Here is a 19,006-nt window from a genome sequence, read left to right on the forward strand (position 1 = left end):
TACAAGGGCAGGGGAGGCCAACCGCCAAGAGGTTTGCCATGTTGAAAGTCATCGATGTCCTGCGCACCATGTTGCGCGTGCCTGTCGCAGATCTGGAGAACGACTATCTGAAAGGTGCCGAGGATCGCTATGATCTGGAGTTCCGTCAGCGCCAGATTGACAACGGCCTGTTCCGCCGCGCCCTGGGCGGGTTCTATTGAACCTGTCGCCTTGCCCCTCAGGCAGCCCTGCATAGAGAATGGCGGGCGCGACTGGGCCCGCGTCTGCTGGACTTCGCCTGAAGGGGGACGATCAGCCCATGGCCCCTGCGGGACGCATGATCGGCGCGATGTGGTCGTTTCCCCGCGTCGCGCCTGAAAAGGGCGATACCAGCGGTGGCGCGGCCTGCAATGCTGGAACTCGCTTCGGCAGTTACGGGACGTAATCTGCGCCATATCGATGCGGGCGCACTTGAGCCCGCAATCTGGCGCAGACCCGTTACTGCACCGGCGGCAGCAATTTGCCGGGGTTGAGGATGCCACGCGGATCAAGCGCGCGTTTCACCGCGCCCATCACCGCCCAGCCTGCGCCATGTTCGGCCTCCATATAGCCGAGCTTGCCCATGCCGATGCCATGTTCGCCGGTGACGGTGCCGCCAAGGCGCAGGGCGCGCTCGGCCATGCGGCCGGCAAGGCGCATCGCCTCGTGCTCTTCTGCCGCATTGCCCTTTTCAACCAGCAGGATGGCATGGAAATTGCCGTCCCCGACATGGCCAAGGATTGGTCCGCTGATCGGGCTTGCGGCGATATCGGCGGCGGTTTCTTCCACCGCCTCGGCCAGACGCGAGATCGGCACGCAGACATCGGTGATGACCGAGGTCGCATTGGGGCGTGAGGCAAGGCAGGCCGGATAGGCGTTGTGCCGCATCTTCCACAGCGCCGCGCGGTCTTCGGCGCGTTCGGCCCATTGAAAGCCGCTGCAGCCCTGATCGGCGGCAATCTCGCCAAAGCGTTCGGCCTGTTCCGCGACCCCTGCGGCGCTGCCATGAAATTCCACCAGCAGATGCGGCGCGGCGGGCAGGGCCTGCCCCGAATAGGCGTTGCAGGCCGCAACGGCCGCTGGATCAAGGAATTCGATCCGTGCCATCGGCACGCCGCTTTGAATGGTCTCGATCACGCAATCGACCGCAGAGGTCATATCGGGAAAGGCGCAGACGGCGGCCGAGACCGCCTCGGGCTGGCCTTGCAGGCGCAGCGTCAGCTCGGTGATCAGCGCCAGCGTGCCTTCCGACCCGACGATCAGTGCAGTCAGGTCATAGCCCGCTGACGATTTCGGCGCGGCCGTCCCGGTGCGGATCACCGTGCCATCGGCCAGCACCACCTCAAGCGCCAGCACTGCGTCACGCATCGTGCCGTAACGCACGGCGGTGGTGCCCGAAGCGCGGGTGGCCGCCATGCCGCCAAGGCTGGCATTGGCACCGGGATCAACGGGGAAGAACAGGCCTGTCGCGCGCAATTCGGTGTTCAACGCCTCGCGCGTGATGCCGGGCTGCACGCGCACCAGCATATCCTCGGGCCGCACCTCCAGCAGTTGCGCCATCTGGCTGAAATTGACGGTGATGCCGCCATGAGCCGCCAGGGCGTGCCCTTCCAGCGAGCTGCCCGCGCCCCAGCCCACGACCGGGATGTGATGCTCATGCGCGATGCGCAGCAGGATCGACACTTCTTCGGTGCTGCGCGGGAAGGCCACCGCATCGGGCGGGCCAGAGATCACATGGCTTTCGCTTTGCGCATGTTGGTCACGGATCGCCTGTGCGGTGGTGAAGCGGTCACCCAGAAGGTCGGCAAGCGCCGCAAAGGCTTCTGTCGTGGTCTGACGCATCCGATCCTCCTGAACTGCTCATGTTTTCTGACCAAATCTGTAGCCTGCTCGCGCGGTCACGGAAAGAGGCTTGCATGGTGTTCCTTGAATGTTCTAGTTTCGCGCCATGGACAAGCCGCCGAGCTTGCGCCCGGAATTGCGCGTCAAGGCGCGCGGGGCGCTGGACAACCAGACAGGCCGATTTGAGCGCGAGACGCGGATCGTGGTCGATGACGGCTGGGATCTGCCTGAAGAGGAGCGGCTGTTGCGCACAGAGGTGCGGATTGAACGCCCGCGTTCGGCCTTGAGCTATAACAAATCGCCAGATCTGCCCTTTGACCGCAGCGTGAACCCCTATCGCGGCTGTGAACATGGCTGCGTCTATTGTTTTGCCCGCCCGACGCATGCCTATCTCAACCTGTCGCCGGGTCTGGATTTCGAGACGCGGTTGATCGCTCGCCCCGGCATCGGCGCGGTGCTGGAAACCGAGATCGGGCGGAAATCCTATCAGGTCGCCCCGGTGGCGCTTGGCACCAATACCGACCCTTATCAACCCTGCGAGGCCGAGCATCGCGTGATGCGCGAGGTGCTGGAGGTGTTGGCGCGCTGGAACCATCCGCTGGCGATCACCACCAAGGGCGCAATGGTGGAGCGCGATCTGGATCTGCTGATGCCGATGGCGGCGCAGGGGCTTGCCCGCGTCGGCATTTCCATCACCACGCTGGATGCGGATCTGGCCCGCAGTCTGGAACCGCGCTGTCCGTCGCCCGCGCGTCGCCTGCAGGCGATCCGGCGACTGTCCGAGGCGGGGGTGCCGGTGCGGGTGATGGTGTCACCCGTGATCCCGGGCCTGACCGATCACGAGATGGAGACAATCTTGGCCGCGGCCCGTGCGGCGGGGGCGGTTGCGGCCAGCTGGATCATGCTGCGCCTGCCGATGGAGGTGGCACCCTTGATGCGGGAATGGTTGCAGGCCCGCGTGCCGGGGCGGGCCGAAAAGGTGCTGGCGCGGCTGCGTGATGTGCATGGCGGCAAGGAATATGATGCGCAATGGGGCCGAAGGATGCGGGGCGAGGGGATCTGGTCGGAGCTGATCGCGCGCCGCTTTGCCATGGCCTGCACGCGTGAAGGCTTGACCGTGCCGCAACCCCGCTTGCGCTGCGATCTGTTCGCGCGCCCCGCCCGCCCGGGGGATCAACTGGCACTGTTCTGAGCCAGCGGTCAGGCCGCAGGCGAAAACGGGCCAAGCCGGGCCACGATGCCCTCCAGCGTCGGGCGCGGCCCCTTGGGGCGGGTCTCCAGTGCCGCCCGCATTGCCCGCAGATGGGCGGGTTCGGTCCCGCAGCAGCCGCCGATGATGCGCACCCCCGCATCGCGGGCCAGCACGGCATAATCGGCCATCTGTTCAGGCGTGCCATCGTAATGGATCGCGCCATGCTGATAGCGGGGGATCCCGGCATTGCCCTTGGCAATCACCGGCCGTTCAGATCCTTGGGCAAAGAACCCCAGCACGCTACGCAGCAGATCCGACATGCCAAGGCCGCAATTCGCGCCGTAAGCCAGTGGCGGATTGGGCAGGCGTTCGACCGCTGCGGCAAGGTCAGAGGGCGTCACCCCCATCATGGTGCGTCCGGCGGTGTCAAAGCTCATCATCCCGCACCAGGGCATGTCGACCAGGGCGGCGGCGGCGGCGGCGGCGCGGAACTCTTCCAATGAGGCGATGGTCTCGATCCAGAGCAGATCGACGCCACCTTCCTTCAGCGCCGCAGCCTGTTCATGAAAGATCTCGGTCGCGCGGGCCATGGTCATCTGGCCCATCGGTGCCATGATCTCGCCGGTTGGGCCCATCGACCCCGCCACCACGACCGGACGGCCGGCGGCGTCGGCCACGTCGCGACCAAGTGCCGCAGCGGCGCGGTTCAGATCGCGCAGGGGCGCCTCGGCCCCGCTCTGGCGCAGCCTTGCGGCATTGCCACCATAACTGTTGGTCAGGAAGATATCGGCACCTGCCGCCACCGCATCGCTATGCAACTGGCGCACCGCCTCGGGGCGGTCGAGGTTCCATGTCTCCGGCGCGGTGCCTGCGCGAAGCCCCATGTTGAACAAGGTGGTTCCGGTCGCACCATCGGCCATCAGCCAGCCGTTCTGCTCGAGCAGTCTGGAAAGAATATCGCTCATTCTGTCGAACCTGGAAACAATGCCTGCCTATCCCCTTGCCATGCGGGGCGCGGCGGCGCAATCGCCGATCCCGGTGATAGATCCTGGTCCGCGAACCTGGCGCTTGCGGCTCGCGCCTTGTTTGCACAAGGCGGTGGGTCGACTTCACCGAGGGCTTGGCCTAAGAAACGGGCATTGCGTAAACAAAAGGTGAGATCATGGGCGTGTTTGGCAAGATCGCTGGCTTTGCTGTGGTGGCGGTCGTTGCGGTGGCGGGTGTTGTGGGCGGCAAGTGGTATCACACCACGGCAATTGAGCCGGTGGATCCCAAGCGTGGCGTCTATGGCATGGAAGGGCTGGAAATCTGGATCGATCTGAACACCCGGATGCCGGATTTCGCCCGGGTCTGGGCCTGTGACACCTTGCTGAAGCGTGAAACCGAGGCGATGGGCGGCAACAATTCGCTGCGCAAGCCCTATGGCTGTTCGGATGATTTCGCCGCGATGCGGGATCTGCCGCCGATGTCGACCGTCGATACGGTGCGTGAGGCCAATATTGCCGCCGCCTTGGCGCAGGTGCCGAATGCGACCGCAGATCAAAAGCAGCAATTCTCGGCTTGCGTCACCGCTGCTGTGGCGCAGGGCGTGACCGCCGAGGATCAGGCAAAGGCCAATGCCGGCGATGATGCCGCCATGACCGCGCTGATCACGGCCGCCAATGGCGCGGCGGGGGAGTGCCTGAAGGCGCTGAAGGGCTGAGGACGCCCCCCAATATTCATCTCATGCAAAAGGGCCGTCCCGAGGGGCGGCCCTTTTGTCTTTGGATCGGTGCCGCAGGCGGGCACCCAAATCCGCGCTTCGAAATCAGATTTCCGACATCAGCTGTGCCTTGGCGACCGGCAGCAGCTCTGTCAGTTTGGCGCGCACGTCATCGGCACTCGCCTTGCCATCCAGATCGGCTGCGACCTTGCGCACCACATCTTCGGTGCCGGCCTCTTCGAGATCGGCCATCACGACGGAAAGCGCATAGTCATTGGCCGCTTCGCCCGATTTGCCAAGCAATTCAGCGGCCCAGAGGCCGACCAGCTTGTTGCGGCGCGCTTCGGCCTTGAACTGCATCTCGGCGTCATGGGCGAACTTGTTCTCGAACGCGGCTTCGCGGTCGTTGAAAGTGGTCATGGTCGGGCCCTCTGAAAAAGGTCGGAACAAAGTCATGGGTTCCCCTTTCATATGCCCGCGCCGCGCCGCTATCGCAAGGGTCAAGCGGTCAGGGGCTGCGTCACACCGGAGGCGCGGATATGGCAGGCCAAATGGCGCGGCAGAATGGTGGGGCGATGGCAGAGGCCATGCCGGGGGGGCCGCAAACCTTGCGGGCAGCCGGGGCCTCGACTATAGGCAGCGGAAAGGACGGGCCCCGAGGGGTTGCGTCCCTGACGCGATTCGGGAAAATTCATGGCACGTCGCAAGAAGGTTTACGAGGGCAAGGCGAAGATCCTTTACGAAGGGCCGGAACCGGGCACCCTGATCCAGTACTTCAAGGACGATGCCGCCCCCTCGAACGAGCAGGCCCAGCCTGCCGTGGACGGCAAGGGCGTGCTGAACAACCGCCTCAGCGAGTTTTTCATGTCGGGCCTGAATGGCATCGGCGTGCCGACACATTTCATCCGCCGCCTGAACATGCGCGAGCAATTGGTGCGCATGGCCGAGATCCTGCCGCTTGAGGTGGTGGTGCGCAATTTCGCGGCGGGTGGCCTGTCGCAGCGCCTTGGCATCCCCGAGGGCATGGGCCTGCCGCGCCCGATCGTCGAATATTACTACAAGGACGAAAAGCTGGGTAATCCGCTGGTCTCGGAAGAGCATATCATCGCATTTGGTTGGGCCAACCAGCAGGATCTGGACGACATGATCGCGCTGGCGCTGCGGGTGAACGATTTCCTGTCGGGCGTCACGCTGGGTGTGGGCGTGCGCTTGATGGATTTCCGGCTGGAACTGGGCCGGATCTGGGAAGGCGATTACATGCGCCTGATCGTGGCCGACGAGATCAGCCCCGATACCTGCCGGCTGTGGGATCTGCGCGGGCTGGATACGCCCGACCGCGAGGGCCAGCCGCGCGAGGCGGGGCCCTTGGCCGATGTTTATTCCGAACTGGCGCGGCGCCTTGGTGTGCTGCCGTCCAATGTCACCCATACCCCGAAGCCGACCCTGATCAACTGAGAGGCCGACCCATGAAAGCGCGTGTCACCGTGATGCTGAAAACCGGAGTTCTGGACGTGCAGGGCGAGGCCGTGCGCCGCGCGCTTGGCACGCTGGGCTTTGAAGGGGTCGAGGCCGTGCGGCAAGGCAAGGTGATCGAGCTGGATCTGGCGGCGACCGACAAGGCGGCGGCCGAGGCCGAGGTGAAAGCCATGTGCGAAAAGCTGTTGGCCAATACCGTGATCGAGAAATATTCGGTCGAGATCCTGTAAGATTGTCGGATCGACTGTGATGAAGGGCCGCCGGGGCGATCCGGCGGCCCTTTTGCGTTTGCGGGGCTTCTGGCGCTGCGTGGGCTTCTTGGGCGGAGCGCGCTTGCGCGCGCAAGGTCTTGTCTCGGGCTTCCGGCTTTGCCGGAAGCCCTCGGGCGAAGGATTGAGTATTTGGGCAAGCAGCAAAGGGGAGGGCGTTGCGCTTTGAGCGGGAGATGGCGGCGGGGCTTGCGGGAGGTGAGGCGTGGGCGAGCGGGTGGAGAATGTCGGTGGTTTTGATGGGCGCGGGGAGTTTGGGAAAGGCGGGGCGGGCGGCACCGGCGGCGGCTGCGGGCATGAAGCGGTAGCTGCAATGAAAAGGCGGGAGCTGGGAAAAGGCGGGAGCTGGGAAAAGGCGGGGCGCCTGCGCGGAAGGGTCTGGATGCGCGGGGCCCTTTGCGGTATGGGCTGGCGCAAACCGGCCGCAGGCCCTGCTTGTGTGTGCCCGCCCGGACAGCCTGAAAGGATGCCTGCATGAAAGCCGCCGTCGTCACCTTCCCCGGCTCCAACTGCGACCGTGATCTGGCTGTGGCCTTCGAGAAGGCCGGGGCCGAGGTCGTGCGGGTCTGGCACAAGGACAGCGCATTGCCTGCGGGCGTCGATATCGTGGGCGTGCCGGGCGGCTTTTCCTTTGGCGACTATCTGCGCTGTGGGGCGATTGCGGCGCAGTCGCCGATTGCGGCTGCGGTCAAGGCCCATGCCGATCGTGGCGGCTATGTCATCGGCATCTGCAACGGCTTTCAGGTTCTGACCGAGATGCGGCTGCTGCCGGGTGCGCTGATGCGCAATGCCGGCCTCAAGTTCATCTGCAAGGTGGTGGAGCTGGACGTGGCAACCACCGCATCCGATTTCACCGCGGGCTTCACCCAGGGCCATCGCATCCGTGTGCCGGTTGCGCATCATGACGGCAACTATACCGTCGATGCCGAGACCCTGGCGCGGATCGAGGGTGAGGATCGCGTGGCCTTCCGTTATGCCGCAAATCCCAACGGCTCCATGGCCGATATTGCGGGCCTCCTGTCCGAGAACCGCCGCGTGCTGGGGATGATGCCGCACCCGGAGCGTGTGGTCGAGGATCTGCAAGGCGGTGCCGATGGTGCGACCTTGTTCAAGGCGCTGATCGGCAAGATGGCGCTGGCCTGATCTTGCCGGGCCTTGAGGCCCCTATGGCTGCGCGCCTAATGTGGGCGCAATGTTGGACAGCATGAACACGCAGGACAAGGACAGTCGCGCGCCGGGCATCACCTGGCGCGTCAAGCTGGTCGTGGTGCTGCTGATCGTTCTGGCCGTTGCGGTGGTGCTGGGCACCAATCGCTGGCTGTCGGAGCGCTTTACCGAGGTGACGCGCAACCGGGCCGAGCTGCGGCTGGCGCTTTATTCCGGCAATATGATCTCGGAATTGCAGCGGACCTCGGTCGTGCCCTTGTTGTTGGCGCGCGACCCTGAACTGATCGGCGCGTTGGAGCGCAAGGAATATTCCACCACCTCGGCGCGGCTGATCTCGTTCCAGGCCGAGATCGGTGCGGCCTCGATCGTGCTGCTGGACCGCGAGGGCCGGGTGGTGGGGGCGACCAATCGTCACCAGCTTGGCGAATCGCTGCGCGGGGCCCCGCAATTCATCGATGCGCAGCGGGTGAATGACACCATCTTTACCGTGGCCCCGCGTGAGGCTTTCGGGTTCGATTTCACCTATTCCCGCGCGATCCGCTCTGACAATCAGGTGGTCGGTGTCATCGTCGTCGCGGTCGATCTGGTGAAATATGAGCGCGCCTGGGCCGGATTGCAGGATGCGGTTCTGGTCACTGACAGCGAGGGGGTGGTGCTGCTTGCGACCGAGCCGCGCTGGCGCGGCCTGCCGCTGGATCAGGCGCTTCAGGCCCGCGACGTGCCATCGGCCATCCGGCGCGCCTTGCAGGGGGCGGCCGACTGGGCGCAGGAGCCGCCGGATGCCTATGTCGCGGGCGAAGCGGTGATGAAAACCGATACCCGCGTGGCCTTTCGCGGTTGGCGCATGATGACCTTCACCGCCTATGATTCGGTGCGCGAGAAGGTGAATGGCGTTCTGGCGCTGGAGATCATGGGCTTTGCCATCTTGCTGGCGGTGACCTTCTACATGCTGTCGCGCAGGGCCTGGTCGCAAAGCGTGACATTCCAGCGCGAAAGCGCCGAGCTGCGGATGCTGAACGCGCGGCTGCAACGCGAGATTGCCGAGCGCGAAAAGGTGCAGAAGAACCTTGAAGTGGCCGAGCTGACACTGGCGCAATCGTCGAAACTGGCCGCTTTGGGCGAGATGTCGGCGGCGGTCAGCCATGAGCTGAACCAGCCCCTCGCCGCGATGAAGACCTATCTGGCGGGGGCGCGCCTCTTGTTGCAGCGCAAGCGCCCGGATGAGGCCCTGTCGTCCTTCCAGCGCATCGACGATCTGATCGACCGGATGGGCGCGATCACAAGGCAGTTGAAATCCTATGCCCGCAAGGGCGGCGAGGCCTTCGAGCAGGTGGATATGCGCGCCTCGGTCTCCAATGCGCTGGCGATGATGGAGCCGCAGCTGAAGGCGCGCGTCGTGCGCATCATCCGCAGCGTGCCGCGCCAGCCGGTCATGGTCATGGCCGATCGCATCCGGCTGGAGCAGGTGATCATCAACCTGCTGCGCAATGCGCTGGATGCCACCAAGGACAGCCGTGCGCCGCAGATCGACCTGATGCTGTCGGCGGGCGAAACCGCGACGCTGACCGTGCGCGACAATGGCCACGGCATCCGCGAGCTCGAAAACGTGTTCGAGCCGTTCTACACCACAAAGAAACCCGGTGAGGGGGTGGGCCTTGGCCTTGCCATTTCATCGGGGATCGTCACCGATCTTGGCGGCCGGCTGACCGCGCGCAACGCGGAAGGCGGGGGGGCTGTATTCGAGGTCCAGCTCCCCATATTGGACGGGCAAGCCAAGGCAGCAGAATGAGGACCATATGGCCCGAGCTATGAAAGTCGCCATCGTCGATGACGAGGCCGATATGCGGCAATCGATCAGCCAGTGGCTGGCCCTTTCGGGATTTGACACCGAAACCTATGGCAGCGCCGAAGAGGCGCTTGGGGCCATTGGCCCGGATTTCCCGGGTGCCATTGTCAGCGATATCCGGATGCCGGGCATGGATGGCATGGCCTTCCTGAAGCGGCTGATGGGCATGGACAGCTCGCTGCCCGTCATCATGATCACCGGCCACGGCGATGTGCCGATGGCGGTAGAGGCGATGCGGCTGGGGGCCTTTGATTTTCTGGAAAAGCCGTTCAACCCCGATCGCATGACCGAACTGGCCAAGCGCGCGACGCAGAACCGCCGCATGACGCTCGACAACCGGGCGCTACGCAAGGAGCTGTCGGATGGCTCCACCATCATGAAAAAGCTGATCGGCGCGAGCCCCGCGATGGAGCGGCTGCGTGAGGATATCCTTGATCTGGGGCAGGCCGACAGCCATGTGCTGATCGATGGTGAGACCGGCACCGGCAAGACGCTGGTGGCCCATGCCTTGCACGCCGTGGGGCCGCGGGCATCGAAGAAGTTCGTGACGGTATCCTGCGCGGCCTGGTCCGAGGATCAGTTGGCGGCCAAGCTGTTCGGCCCGTCGGAAGATGGTGTGCCGCTGATCGAGGAAGCGCGTGGTGGCACGCTGTGCCTTGAGGATATCGAGGCGCTGAGCCATCCGCTGCAATCGCGGCTGCTGACCGTGATCAACGAGCAGGGCACCCCGCCCGAGACGCGGATCATCGCGATCTGCAACGAACATGCGCCCGACAAGACGCTGGAAGATATCCTGCGCTCGGATCTCTATTATCGCCTTGGTGCCATGACCATCGTGCTGCCGCCCTTGCGGCTGCGCGGCGAGGATATCCTGACGCTGTTCACCCGGCTGTCGGAACAGTTCGCCGAGGAATATGGCTGCGATGCGCCGGCGCTGACCGCGCAGGAGGCGGCGCAGCTGTTGCAAGCGCCGTGGCCGGGCAATGTGCGCCAGCTGGTGAATATTGCCGAACGCGCTGTGTTGCAAAACCGCCGGGGGTCGGGCTCCATCGCGTCGCTGCTGATGGCGGATAACGAGGCCTCGGGGCCGGCACTGACCACCGAGGGCAAGCCGCTGAAGGATTATGTCGACGCGTTCGAGCGGATGCTGATCGACAATACGATGCGCCGCCACAAGGGCAGTATCGTCGCGGTGATGGAAGAATTGTGCCTGCCGCGGCGCACCCTGAACGAGAAAATGGCGAAATACGGCTTGTCGCGCGGCGATTATACCTGAGCGCGGCCGGATGCGCAGCCTTGCCGCCCTTGGCCTGATCGCGCTTGGCATCGGCCTGCTGCCGCAGGCGGCGCGGGCGGAATGTCTGGGGCAGGGCTGTTATGACGGGCTGATCTGGGCGCTGCTGTCGCTTGCGGCTTACGGTGCCTTGTTGCTTGTGGTGATCGTGCTGGCGATCCTGCGCAAATGGCGGGTTCTTGGCCGGATGCTGCTGGTTGTGCTGGTTCTGGCGGTCGGTGTGCCCTTGCTGTCGCAGGGCTGGCAGGCGGTGCAGCTGTGGCGGATGGAGCGGCATGAGGTGACGGGCACGCCGCCCGCGCTGGACAGCCGCAAGGTGCTGATGATCGCGCCGCGCAATTGCAGCTATCACGCCTGCGAGGCGGTGCTGCGCGGGGCCTGGGAGGCGGGTGCGCTGGTGCTGCCCGCAGACGCGCTTTCGGGCTTGGATCTGACAGAATCGCTGGATCTGCGCCAATTGCCGTTGGAACGTTGGTGGCATCCGCAAGCCAACCCCTCCAGCGAAATGGTGCAAAAGTTGCTGACGCAGGCGGAGCGCGCAGAGGTTACCACTGTGGATTATCTGGTGATTGCGGCCGCCCCCTATTACCTGTCCGAACCCGGCGTGGTAGAGGCCGCCTTGCGGGACAATCCGTCGCTGTCGGGGATTGGAGGCGGCACCGTGGTCAAGCTGGGCCTTGCCCCACTCGCCACGCCGGGGCAGCTTTCGCTGCGCGATCTGCGTTTTGACATCCTGGATCTTTGGGCCGCGGGGCAGGCGCTTGGATTGCCGCTGGCCGCAGGGAACTGGCAATCAGCCGATAACACCATGCCCGAGGAAATGTGGGATCGCGCGGCGCGCGCAATCTGCCCGGCATCACTGGATGGGGCGCTGGACTACAACTGCTCCGAGGCGCTGCGCTAAGCCCCCGACATGCCCGCAAGGGTTGCATGGGGTCCGCGAAAATTTGCCATTGTGTTTTGGCGCGGGCTGCCCTTATTGTCATGGAACGTGGGTTTTCCTGACATAAATCGGGCCACGTCCTCAATTTCGCTGCGGGTTTCGCGGTTCGGGCCACAGGTCCGAAAGCGGCTTTCCGCGCAGATCGACAGGCCGAAAGGCCAGAATTTTGCCGCCCCGGCCTGTGCCAGTTTGGTCTGTGCCGGGGTGCCATATCGAAAGCGGTGCGCAAGCACCCGTGAATAGTGGTGCGCAAGCGCCCGGGAACAAGAAACGCGATGATGCGTGCGAGAGATGACCTGAGGAAGAACGGGGTGCCCATGGGCCGCCTCGCCCCTTGTGCATCGCGCCATCACGCCCAAACAAGCCGCCATCCGTCCGATCCATCCTCTGCGGAGGCTCCGCCGGGACTTGTCCCGACAGCCTCACCGGGAGGAGGGGCGGGCCATGGCGCAATGGAACATCATGGCAAAGAAAATGCTCATCGACGCCACCCACCCGGAAGAGACACGGGTCGTTGTGGTGGACGGCAACAAGGTCGAGGAATTCGACTTTGAGACAGTAAACAAGCGGCAATTGCAGGGAAATATCTACCTCGCGAAAGTCACGCGGGTAGAGCCGTCGCTGCAGGCGGCCTTTGTGGATTACGGCGGCAATCGCCACGGCTTCCTCGCCTTCGCGGAAATCCATCCCGATTATTACCAGATCCCGGTCGCGGACCGTAAGGCGCTGCTGGAAGAAGAGCGTGCCTTGGCGCGCGCCGAGGAAGAGGAAGAGAACCGCCCCCGTCGCAATGGGCCGCGCAATGACCGTGGCCCGCGCCCGGCACAGCCCGCGAAGATCGAGGATGCGGTGATCGTCGGTGACGCGCCCGCATCTGATGTGGTGGCCGAAGATGCGGCCTCATCGGCTGTCGAGATATCGGCTGTCGAGACGGCAGCGTCGGTCGAGGCCATGCCGGTTGATCCGGTGTCGCGCATTGGTGGCATGGATGTCATCGACCTGAGCGACGATGCCGAGGTTGAGGCGGTGGCGGATATCGCAGCAGCGCCCGCCGTTGCAGCCGCCCATGATGACCGCAGCACCGAAGACCGTGCGGAGGCCCGGCCTTACAAGGCGCTCGATCATGCCGCCGATATCGATGAGGAAATCGAATCGATTGCGGAAGAGGACGTCGCCGAAGAGATCCGCGCCCCGCGCAAGCCGCGTGCCCGCCGCTACAAGATCCAGGAAGTGGTGAAGGTGCGCCAGATCATGCTGGTGCAGGTGGTGAAGGAAGAGCGCGGCAACAAGGGGGCGGCGCTGACCACCTATCTGTCGCTGGCGGGCCGCTACTGCGTGCTGATGCCCAACACCGCGCGCGGTGGCGGCATTTCGCGCAAGATCACCCAGGCTGCGGATCGCAAGAAGCTGAAAGAGATCGCGGGCGAAATGGAGGTGCCGGAAGGCGCGGGCCTCATCATCCGCACGGCAGGTGCCAAACGCACCAAGCAAGAGATCCAGCGCGATTACGAATACCTCATGCGGCTCTGGGAAGAGATCCGCGAACTCACGCTGAAATCCATCGCGCCTGCGCCGATCTATGAAGAGGGCAACCTGATCAAGCGCGCGATCCGCGACCTGCACAACCGCGAGATCGACGAGATCCTTGTGGAAGGCGAGGCGGGCTACCGCACCGCCAAGGATTTCATGCGCATGATCATGCCGACGCAATCGCGTGTCGTGCAGCGCTACAATGGCGATACGCCGCTCTTTGCCCGCCATCAGGTGGAAAGCTACCTCTCGGGCATGTTCAACCCGACCGTGCAGCTGAAATCGGGCGGCTATATCGTGATCGGTGTCACCGAGGCGCTGGTGGCGATCGACGTGAACTCTGGCCGGGCCACCAAGGAAGGCTCGATCGAGGATACCGCGCTCAAAACCAACCTGGAGGCCGCCGAGGAAGTGGCTCGCCAGCTGCGTCTGCGCGACCTCGCCGGTCTGATCGTCATCGACTTCATCGACATGGAAGAGCGTCGCAACAACGCCGCTGTCGAGAAGCGTCTGAAAGATAAGCTGAAAACCGACCGCGCGCGCATTCAGGTCGGCCGTATCTCGGGCTTTGGCCTGATGGAGATGTCGCGCCAGCGTCTGCGCCCGGGGATGCTCGAATCCACCACGCAGCCCTGCGCCCATTGCCATGGCACCGGCTTGATCCGTTCGGATGACAGTCTTGCGCTGACCATCCTGCGCGCGCTGGAAGAAGAGGGCACCCGCAAGCGCAGCAAGGAAGTGCTGCTGAAGGCGCCGGTCGCGGTGATCAACTATCTGATCAACCACAAGCGCGAGCATATCGCGCTGATCGAGGCACGTTACGGCATGGCCGTGCGGATGGAGGCCGATGCGCATCTGGTCTCGCCCGATTACAGCATCGAGAAGTTCAAGACCGCGATCCGCGTGGTGCCGGAACCGACGGCTGCGATTTCCGGCTCGGCCGCGTTCATGGGCGCCGAGATCGAGGAAGACGAAGACGATCTGATCGAGGCCGAACTCGACACCGAAGAAGATGCCGAGGATGAGGGCGAGGAGTCTGAGGGCGGCGAGGCCGGTTCGGGCAATGGCAATGGCAGCAAGAAAAAGCGCCGTCGCCGTCCGCGCCGTCGGGGTGGCAAGTCGAAGGAATTCGGCGAGAATGGCAGCTCGGACGATGAGGGCGAAGGTGTCCCTGACGATGCCGAAGGGGCCGCTGACGCGGCTGCGCCGCTGGCCGAAACCGCTGTGACCGAGGTTGCCATTGTGGCCCAAGTCACCGAGGTCGCGGTCGAGGCGGCGGCAGATGCTGGCCCCGAGGCCGCAGCGGAGGCCAAGCCTGCCAAGGCCAAGTCCGGCTCCAGCCGCAGCAAGTCCGGCGCTGCGTCGAAATCTGCGGCCAGCAAGGCGAAAGCTGCCGAGGCCGGGACGGCTGAGGCCGATGCCACAACAGGTGGGGCTGCGGATGGCGAAGAGGGGACGGCAGAAAAGCCGAAATCCAGTCGCGCGCGCAGCAGCAGCGCCAAGACCGCAGCGGGCAAAGCCAAGGCCGAAGGGGATAAGCCCGAGGGGGCCAAGATCAAGGCCCCGGCCAAATCTTCGTCCCGCGCCAAGGCCAAGCCTGCGGCGGCCGCGCCTGCCGCGACGGGACCCGCGACCGCCGAACCTGTCGCCGATGTGCCTGAAGCGCCGGTTGATGCCGTTGTGACGGAAGCTGCACCTGTGGCCGAACAGCCGGTGCTGCAAGCCGATCCGGGCCTGACGCCGGTGGCCGAGACGGTCCGCCCGGATCCTGCCGAGGACGCCGCCCCGAAAGAGCGCCGCAAGGGGTGGTGGTCGCGCTAAGACGCTGACACCTGCCAGAGACATGAAAAACGCCGGGCGATTTGCCCGGCGTTTTTGTTCTGCCTCATCTGATCTGGCGAACCGTCGGGCCAGGCCTCAACTTGCCGCTTGATCTTCCACATCCAGCCTTGCGCCGCGGCGCAGGAAATGCGCGGTGGTGCCGTCAAAGGCCTTTGCCCCCAGATAGTCATGCCCGGTCTGGGCGCAGAAATGCGGCAGATCGATCGCGGCCATGGCATCGGTTGCCCGCAGCCGCAGCACCTGACCGGGGGCCATGGCGATCAACCGTTTGCGCGCGCGCAAGACCGGCAGCGGGCACAAAAGCCCCTCGCAATCCAGATCCACATCATAATCCATGCGCCCTGATACGCCCATTCCCGCCCACGGGGAAGTGACAGAACGTCCCGGTGACGGGGCAGGGTGCTTGCGCTATGAGGGGAAAACAACCGTCAAGAGACCTAAGCACTGGGCATGATCGAATTTGATTTCTTTGCGGCGGGGCTTGCGCCTTCGATGCTGATGGCGCTGCTTGCGGGGATCGTCTCCTTCGCAAGCCCCTGCGTGCTGCCCATCGTGCCACCCTATCTGGCCTATATGAGCGGATTGTCGATGACCGAACTACGCGAGGGCGGCGGGCAGAAGGGGCGGCTGCAACTGCTGCTGCCCGCCTTGTTCTTCGTGCTCGGCCTTTCGACGGTCTTTCTGATCCTTGGCTTCGCGGCCTCGGCCTTCGGCGTGTTTTTCCTGCAATATCAGGAGATTCTGGCCAAAGCCTCTGGCGTTTTCGTCATCGTTCTGGGCCTGCATTTTCTGGGCGTTTTCCGCATTCCGCTGCTGGATCGTGAGGCGCGGCTGGATGCGGGCGACAGGGGAGGCAGCGCCTTTGGGGCCTATCTTCTGGGCCTTGCCTTCGCCTTTGGCTGGACGCCTTGCATTGGACCGCAGCTGAGCGCGATCCTGTCGCTTGCGGCCAGTGAAGGCAGCATCTCGCGCGGGACCACGCTGCTTGCGGTCTATGCGGTGGGTCTGGGTGTGCCCTTCCTGCTGGCGGCCCTGTTCATCGAACGCGCGATAGGACTGATGAACCGGCTGAAGCCGCATATGCGGCTCATCGAGCGGGTGATGGGTGCCCTGCTGATCCTTGTCGGCCTTGCGCTGTTCACCGGGGCGCTATCGGCCTTTTCGTTCTTCCTGCTGGATACCTTCCCCTCGCTGGGGGCCATTGGTTGAAACCGGGGCGGCATTCACCCTATTTTAGCCCGATTGTGACAGTAATCCGGGTTTGAGTGGGCAGGGAGTGGTGATGCCGCAGGCAGGCGAAAGGGAAAGCGCGTTCCGGCGTCGGGTCTTCTACATTCCCGGCTATGATCCGATTCATCCCCGGCGCTACCGTGAGCTGTATCGCAAGGAAGGCGCGGCGCAGGCCGCGCTTTCGGGCTTTGCGCTGGAGCTACGCCCCAAGCGGGTGCCCGGCCCCTATGGCTGGCAGATCCGCACCGAGATGGAGGGCCGCGCGGTCGAGACCGATATCGAGGTGCTGGTCTGGTCGGATATCGTGCGCGATTCCATGGGGGCGTCGATCCCTGCCACATATCTGCAACTGATCCGCACGGCCTGGGCCTATATCGGCTCGGGCGCGCTGTTCCGGCTGATGCGGCTGCGGCAGGGGCCGATCATTGCCGCCCTTTACCCGATCTTTGCGTTGCTGTTGCAGCTTCTGCTTGCGGTTCTGGTGGGCATCGGGCTGTGGCGCGGCGGGGTCTGGCTGCTGCCGGGGCCGCCGGGCCATATGATCGGCACCGGCACCGGGCTGACCGTCGGCTATCTGATCCTGCGCTGGTTCAAGCGGCACGATAACCGGATCTTTGCCTATTACCTGATGCATGATTACGCCTATTCGGCGCAGGCCAAGGGGGCCAATCCGGTGCCCCTGGAGGCGCGGATGGCGGCCTTCCGGATGGAGATCGCGGCGGCGCTGCAAGGCCCCTATGACGAGGTGCTGGTGGTCGGCCATTCCTCGGGCGCGCATCTGGCGGTGTCGATCCTTGCCGATCTGATCCGCGAAGGGATGCCGGAGGGCAGGCCTGCGCTGTCCTTCTTGTCGCTGGGGCAGGTGGTGCCCATGGTCAGCTTTCTGCCCGAGGCGCGGCGTCTGCGCGGTGATCTGGCCTATCTGTCCACCCGGGATGAACTGACATGGGTCGATGTCACCGCCCCCGGCGATGGCTGCGCCTTCGCGCTGTGTGATCCTGTTGCTGTGTCGGGCGTTGCCCCGCAAGGTCAGATCTGGCCGCTGATCTTTTCGGCGGCCTTCAGCCAGACCCTGCGCCCCGAGACATGGAACACCCTGCGCCGGCGCTATTTCCGGCTGCATTTCCAGTATCTTTGCGCCTTTGACAACCTGCCCGGCGGCATCGCGGATTATGATTATTTCCGCGTGACGGCGGGGCCTTTGACGCTGCATCAGCGCTTTGGCGACCGGCCGCAGTCGAAAAGCCGCATTGACCGGGCGGTGAACCGCTATACCACAGTGGCATGACCCCGCCCAAACCCGCCTCTCGCCCCGACAAGGTCTCGCTCTGGCGGTATCTGCAACTGTTCCGGCAGGATATCCTGTCGGCGCAACCCGCGCGGCTGTATCGGGCCTGGATGGCCGAATTTCGCACGCCGTTCTTCCGCAGCTATATGTGCAATGACCCGGCGCTGGTCGATCTGGTGCTAAAGGATTGTCCGGCTGATTTCCCGAAATCCGACCGCATCCGTGAGGGGTTGACGCCGCTGCTGGGCAATTCGGTCTTCGTCACCAATGGCGAGACATGGGAACATCAGCGCCGCATCATTGACCCGGCCTTCGAGGGCGGGCGCTTGCGCGACACATTTCCGGCGATCTGGGCTGCCGGGGCTGCGATGGTGTCGCGTCTTGCGCTCAAGGCCGATGGTGGCGCGCATGAGATGGAGCTGGAAACCAGCCATGCGGCGGCGGATGTGATCTTTCGCACGCTGTTCTCCATCCCGATCGAGAACGAGATCGCGGCGGCGGTGTTCCACGAATTCCGCGCCCATCAGAAGACCCAGCCGGTGGTCAATCTGGGGGCCTTCCTGCCGCTGCCCGGCTGGTTCCCGCGCTTTCACAAGCGCGAGACCAGGCGCACGGCGGCGAAGATCCGGGCGCTGATCACGCAATTGACCACGGACCGCGCCGCAGAACTGGCGGCGGGCACCGCGCCTGATGATCTGGCGACCAAGATCATGTCGCTGCCCGATCCCAAGACCGGCCAGCGGTTCGACACTGCCGAGATGGTCGATCAGGTGGCGATCTTCTTTCTGGCCGGGCATGAGACCTCGGCCTCGGCCCTGGCATGGGCGCTGTATCTGCTGGCGACCCATCCCGAATGGCAGGATCGCGTGGCGGAAGAGGCGGTGGCGAACCTGACCGGCCCCGATGATTTCGGCCAGCTTGGCCGGTTGAAAATCGCCCGCGCGGTGTTCCGCGAGGCGCTGCGGCTTTACCCGCCCGTGCCGATGATGGTGCGTGAGACCCGCTGCCCGGTGCATCTGCGTGACCGCAAGGCCCCCAAAGGCGCACAGATCGTGCTCAGTCCCTGGCATCTGCATCGCCATGAACGGATCTGGGATGCGCCCGATGAGTTTGACCCCGCGCGGTTCGAGACCGAGAATGGCAAACAGGGGCTGCGTCAGGCGTTTATCCCGTTCTCCGCAGGGCCGCGCGTCTGCCCCGGTGCGGGCTTTGCCATGGTGGAAGGGCCGCTGCTGCTGGCGCAACTGCTGCGGGCCTATCGGGTGGAGCCGGTCGAGGGCCGCATCCCCGAACCCGTGGCGCATCTGACGGTGCGTGCCAAGGACGGTATCTGGCTGCGCCTGACGCCACGGTGCGACTGACCCGCC

The 19,006-nt window shown here is 64.6% G+C and carries 17 protein-coding genes; 13 read left to right on the forward strand and 4 right to left on the reverse strand.

Going from position 1 to position 19,006, the window contains the following annotated elements; genetic code table 11:
- The first annotated feature begins 38 nt into the window (after positions 1–38).
- Entirely contained in the window at positions 39–200 is a 162-nt protein-coding gene (locus GBJ34_RS00345; RefSeq protein WP_151717262.1) for a DUF3563 domain-containing protein, read from the forward strand.
- 277 nt (positions 201–477) lie between these two features.
- On the opposite strand, the gene GBJ34_RS00350 is transcribed toward GBJ34_RS00345, so the two are convergent.
- Positions 478–1,860 (reverse strand): FAD-binding oxidoreductase, encoded by a 1,383-nt coding sequence (locus GBJ34_RS00350; protein WP_151717263.1) that lies wholly within the window; start codon positions 1,858–1,860, stop codon positions 478–480.
- A 106-nt stretch (positions 1,861–1,966) separates the two neighbouring features.
- On the opposite strand from GBJ34_RS00350, the gene GBJ34_RS00355 reads away from it, so the two are divergent.
- Entirely contained in the window at positions 1,967–3,052 is a 1,086-nt protein-coding gene (locus GBJ34_RS00355; protein WP_151717264.1) for a PA0069 family radical SAM protein, read from the forward strand.
- Positions 3,053–3,060: 8 nt separating this feature from the next.
- On the opposite strand, the gene bmt is transcribed toward GBJ34_RS00355, so the two are convergent.
- Complete coding sequence (bmt, locus tag GBJ34_RS00360; protein WP_151717265.1) at positions 3,061–4,017, reverse strand: betaine--homocysteine S-methyltransferase; 957 nt, start codon at positions 4,015–4,017, stop codon at positions 3,061–3,063.
- Between the two features lie 197 nt (positions 4,018–4,214).
- On the opposite strand from bmt, the gene GBJ34_RS00365 reads away from it, so the two are divergent.
- A complete protein-coding gene (locus tag GBJ34_RS00365; protein ID WP_151717266.1) occupies positions 4,215–4,754 on the forward strand; it encodes a hypothetical protein in 540 nt (179 codons plus the stop codon).
- 105 nt (positions 4,755–4,859) lie between these two features.
- Here GBJ34_RS00365 and GBJ34_RS00370 read toward each other — a convergent pair whose 3' ends face one another.
- Positions 4,860–5,174, reverse strand: coding sequence for a DUF1476 domain-containing protein (locus tag GBJ34_RS00370; protein WP_151717267.1), 315 nt, complete (start codon positions 5,172–5,174; stop codon positions 4,860–4,862).
- Between the two features lie 273 nt (positions 5,175–5,447).
- Between GBJ34_RS00370 and GBJ34_RS00375 the strand changes: the two genes are divergently transcribed.
- The 7 genes from GBJ34_RS00375 to GBJ34_RS00405 all read left to right on the forward strand — a co-directional run bounded on the left by GBJ34_RS00375 (position 5,448) and on the right by GBJ34_RS00405 (position 15,100).
- Positions 5,448–6,209 carry a phosphoribosylaminoimidazolesuccinocarboxamide synthase gene (locus GBJ34_RS00375; RefSeq protein ID WP_151717268.1) on the forward strand — a complete coding sequence of 254 codons (762 nt, stop codon included), beginning with the start codon at positions 5,448–5,450 and terminating at the stop codon, positions 6,207–6,209.
- Between the two features lie 11 nt (positions 6,210–6,220).
- Entirely contained in the window at positions 6,221–6,460 is a 240-nt protein-coding gene (purS, locus tag GBJ34_RS00380) for a phosphoribosylformylglycinamidine synthase subunit PurS (RefSeq protein ID WP_151717269.1), read from the forward strand.
- Between the two features lie 513 nt (positions 6,461–6,973).
- Positions 6,974–7,642 (forward strand): phosphoribosylformylglycinamidine synthase subunit PurQ, encoded by a 669-nt coding sequence (gene purQ, locus GBJ34_RS00385; protein WP_151717270.1) that lies wholly within the window; start codon positions 6,974–6,976, stop codon positions 7,640–7,642.
- Positions 7,643–7,691: 49 nt separating this feature from the next.
- Positions 7,692–9,455, forward strand: coding sequence for a sensor histidine kinase (locus GBJ34_RS00390; protein ID WP_151717271.1), 1,764 nt, complete (start codon positions 7,692–7,694; stop codon positions 9,453–9,455).
- A gap of 7 nt (positions 9,456–9,462) precedes the next feature.
- Positions 9,463–10,788 (forward strand): sigma-54-dependent transcriptional regulator, encoded by a 1,326-nt coding sequence (locus GBJ34_RS00395; protein WP_151717272.1) that lies wholly within the window; start codon positions 9,463–9,465, stop codon positions 10,786–10,788.
- Positions 10,789–10,798: 10 nt separating this feature from the next.
- Positions 10,799–11,710 (forward strand): hypothetical protein, encoded by a 912-nt coding sequence (locus GBJ34_RS00400; RefSeq protein ID WP_151717273.1) that lies wholly within the window; start codon positions 10,799–10,801, stop codon positions 11,708–11,710.
- A gap of 501 nt (positions 11,711–12,211) precedes the next feature.
- Positions 12,212–15,100, forward strand: coding sequence for an Rne/Rng family ribonuclease (locus GBJ34_RS00405; RefSeq protein WP_151717302.1), 2,889 nt, complete (start codon positions 12,212–12,214; stop codon positions 15,098–15,100).
- Between the two features lie 96 nt (positions 15,101–15,196).
- Here GBJ34_RS00405 and GBJ34_RS00410 read toward each other — a convergent pair whose 3' ends face one another.
- Positions 15,197–15,457 carry a sulfurtransferase TusA family protein gene (locus GBJ34_RS00410; protein ID WP_151717274.1) on the reverse strand — a complete coding sequence of 87 codons (261 nt, stop codon included), beginning with the start codon at positions 15,455–15,457 and terminating at the stop codon, positions 15,197–15,199.
- Between the two features lie 114 nt (positions 15,458–15,571).
- Between GBJ34_RS00410 and GBJ34_RS00415 the strand changes: the two genes are divergently transcribed.
- The 3 genes from GBJ34_RS00415 (at position 15,572) to GBJ34_RS00425 (ending at position 19,000) form a co-directional block, all read left to right on the forward strand.
- Positions 15,572–16,330, forward strand: a complete 759-nt coding sequence (locus GBJ34_RS00415) for a cytochrome c biogenesis CcdA family protein (RefSeq protein ID WP_151717275.1) — start codon at positions 15,572–15,574, stop codon at positions 16,328–16,330.
- Positions 16,331–16,403: 73 nt separating this feature from the next.
- The gene (locus GBJ34_RS00420) at positions 16,404–17,639 is read left to right on the forward strand and encodes a hypothetical protein (RefSeq protein WP_151717276.1); all 1,236 of its coding nucleotides are present in this window, start codon (positions 16,404–16,406) and stop codon (positions 17,637–17,639) included.
- The gene (locus GBJ34_RS00425; protein WP_151717277.1) at positions 17,636–19,000 is read left to right on the forward strand and encodes a cytochrome P450; all 1,365 of its coding nucleotides are present in this window, start codon (positions 17,636–17,638) and stop codon (positions 18,998–19,000) included. Before GBJ34_RS00420 ends, GBJ34_RS00425 begins: the two co-directional genes overlap by 4 nt.
- Positions 19,001–19,006 lie beyond the last annotated feature (6 nt).

The sequence above is a fragment of the Gemmobacter serpentinus genome (assembly GCF_008973825.1).
GTDB classification, from domain to species: domain Bacteria; phylum Pseudomonadota; class Alphaproteobacteria; order Rhodobacterales; family Rhodobacteraceae; genus Gemmobacter; species Gemmobacter serpentinus.

What these genes read in the sequence shown, in the direction of transcription:
- GBJ34_RS00370 (WP_151717267.1), bottom strand. Translation starts at nt 5,174, where the DNA reads ATGACCACTTTCAACGACCGCGAAGCCGCGTTCGAGAACAAGTTCGCC.
- GBJ34_RS00355 (WP_151717264.1), top strand. Translation starts at nt 1,967, where the DNA reads ATGGACAAGCCGCCGAGCTTGCGCCCGGAATTGCGCGTCAAGGCGCGC.
- GBJ34_RS00425 (WP_151717277.1), top strand. Translation starts at nt 17,636, where the DNA reads ATGACCCCGCCCAAACCCGCCTCTCGCCCCGACAAGGTCTCGCTCTGG.
- GBJ34_RS00395 (WP_151717272.1), top strand. Translation starts at nt 9,463, where the DNA reads ATGGCCCGAGCTATGAAAGTCGCCATCGTCGATGACGAGGCCGATATG.
- GBJ34_RS00415 (WP_151717275.1), top strand. Translation starts at nt 15,572, where the DNA reads ATGATCGAATTTGATTTCTTTGCGGCGGGGCTTGCGCCTTCGATGCTG.
- GBJ34_RS00400 (WP_151717273.1), top strand. Translation starts at nt 10,799, where the DNA reads ATGCGCAGCCTTGCCGCCCTTGGCCTGATCGCGCTTGGCATCGGCCTG.
- GBJ34_RS00405 (WP_151717302.1), top strand. Translation starts at nt 12,212, where the DNA reads ATGGCAAAGAAAATGCTCATCGACGCCACCCACCCGGAAGAGACACGG.
- GBJ34_RS00410 (WP_151717274.1), bottom strand. Translation starts at nt 15,457, where the DNA reads ATGGATTATGATGTGGATCTGGATTGCGAGGGGCTTTTGTGCCCGCTG.
- purQ (WP_151717270.1), top strand. Translation starts at nt 6,974, where the DNA reads ATGAAAGCCGCCGTCGTCACCTTCCCCGGCTCCAACTGCGACCGTGAT.
- GBJ34_RS00345 (WP_151717262.1), top strand. Translation starts at nt 39, where the DNA reads ATGTTGAAAGTCATCGATGTCCTGCGCACCATGTTGCGCGTGCCTGTC.
- bmt (WP_151717265.1), bottom strand. Translation starts at nt 4,017, where the DNA reads ATGAGCGATATTCTTTCCAGACTGCTCGAGCAGAACGGCTGGCTGATG.
- GBJ34_RS00390 (WP_151717271.1), top strand. Translation starts at nt 7,692, where the DNA reads ATGTTGGACAGCATGAACACGCAGGACAAGGACAGTCGCGCGCCGGGC.
- purS (WP_151717269.1), top strand. Translation starts at nt 6,221, where the DNA reads ATGAAAGCGCGTGTCACCGTGATGCTGAAAACCGGAGTTCTGGACGTG.
- GBJ34_RS00375 (WP_151717268.1), top strand. Translation starts at nt 5,448, where the DNA reads ATGGCACGTCGCAAGAAGGTTTACGAGGGCAAGGCGAAGATCCTTTAC.
- GBJ34_RS00350 (WP_151717263.1), bottom strand. Translation starts at nt 1,860, where the DNA reads ATGCGTCAGACCACGACAGAAGCCTTTGCGGCGCTTGCCGACCTTCTG.
- GBJ34_RS00420 (WP_151717276.1), top strand. Translation starts at nt 16,404, where the DNA reads ATGCCGCAGGCAGGCGAAAGGGAAAGCGCGTTCCGGCGTCGGGTCTTC.
- GBJ34_RS00365 (WP_151717266.1), top strand. Translation starts at nt 4,215, where the DNA reads ATGGGCGTGTTTGGCAAGATCGCTGGCTTTGCTGTGGTGGCGGTCGTT.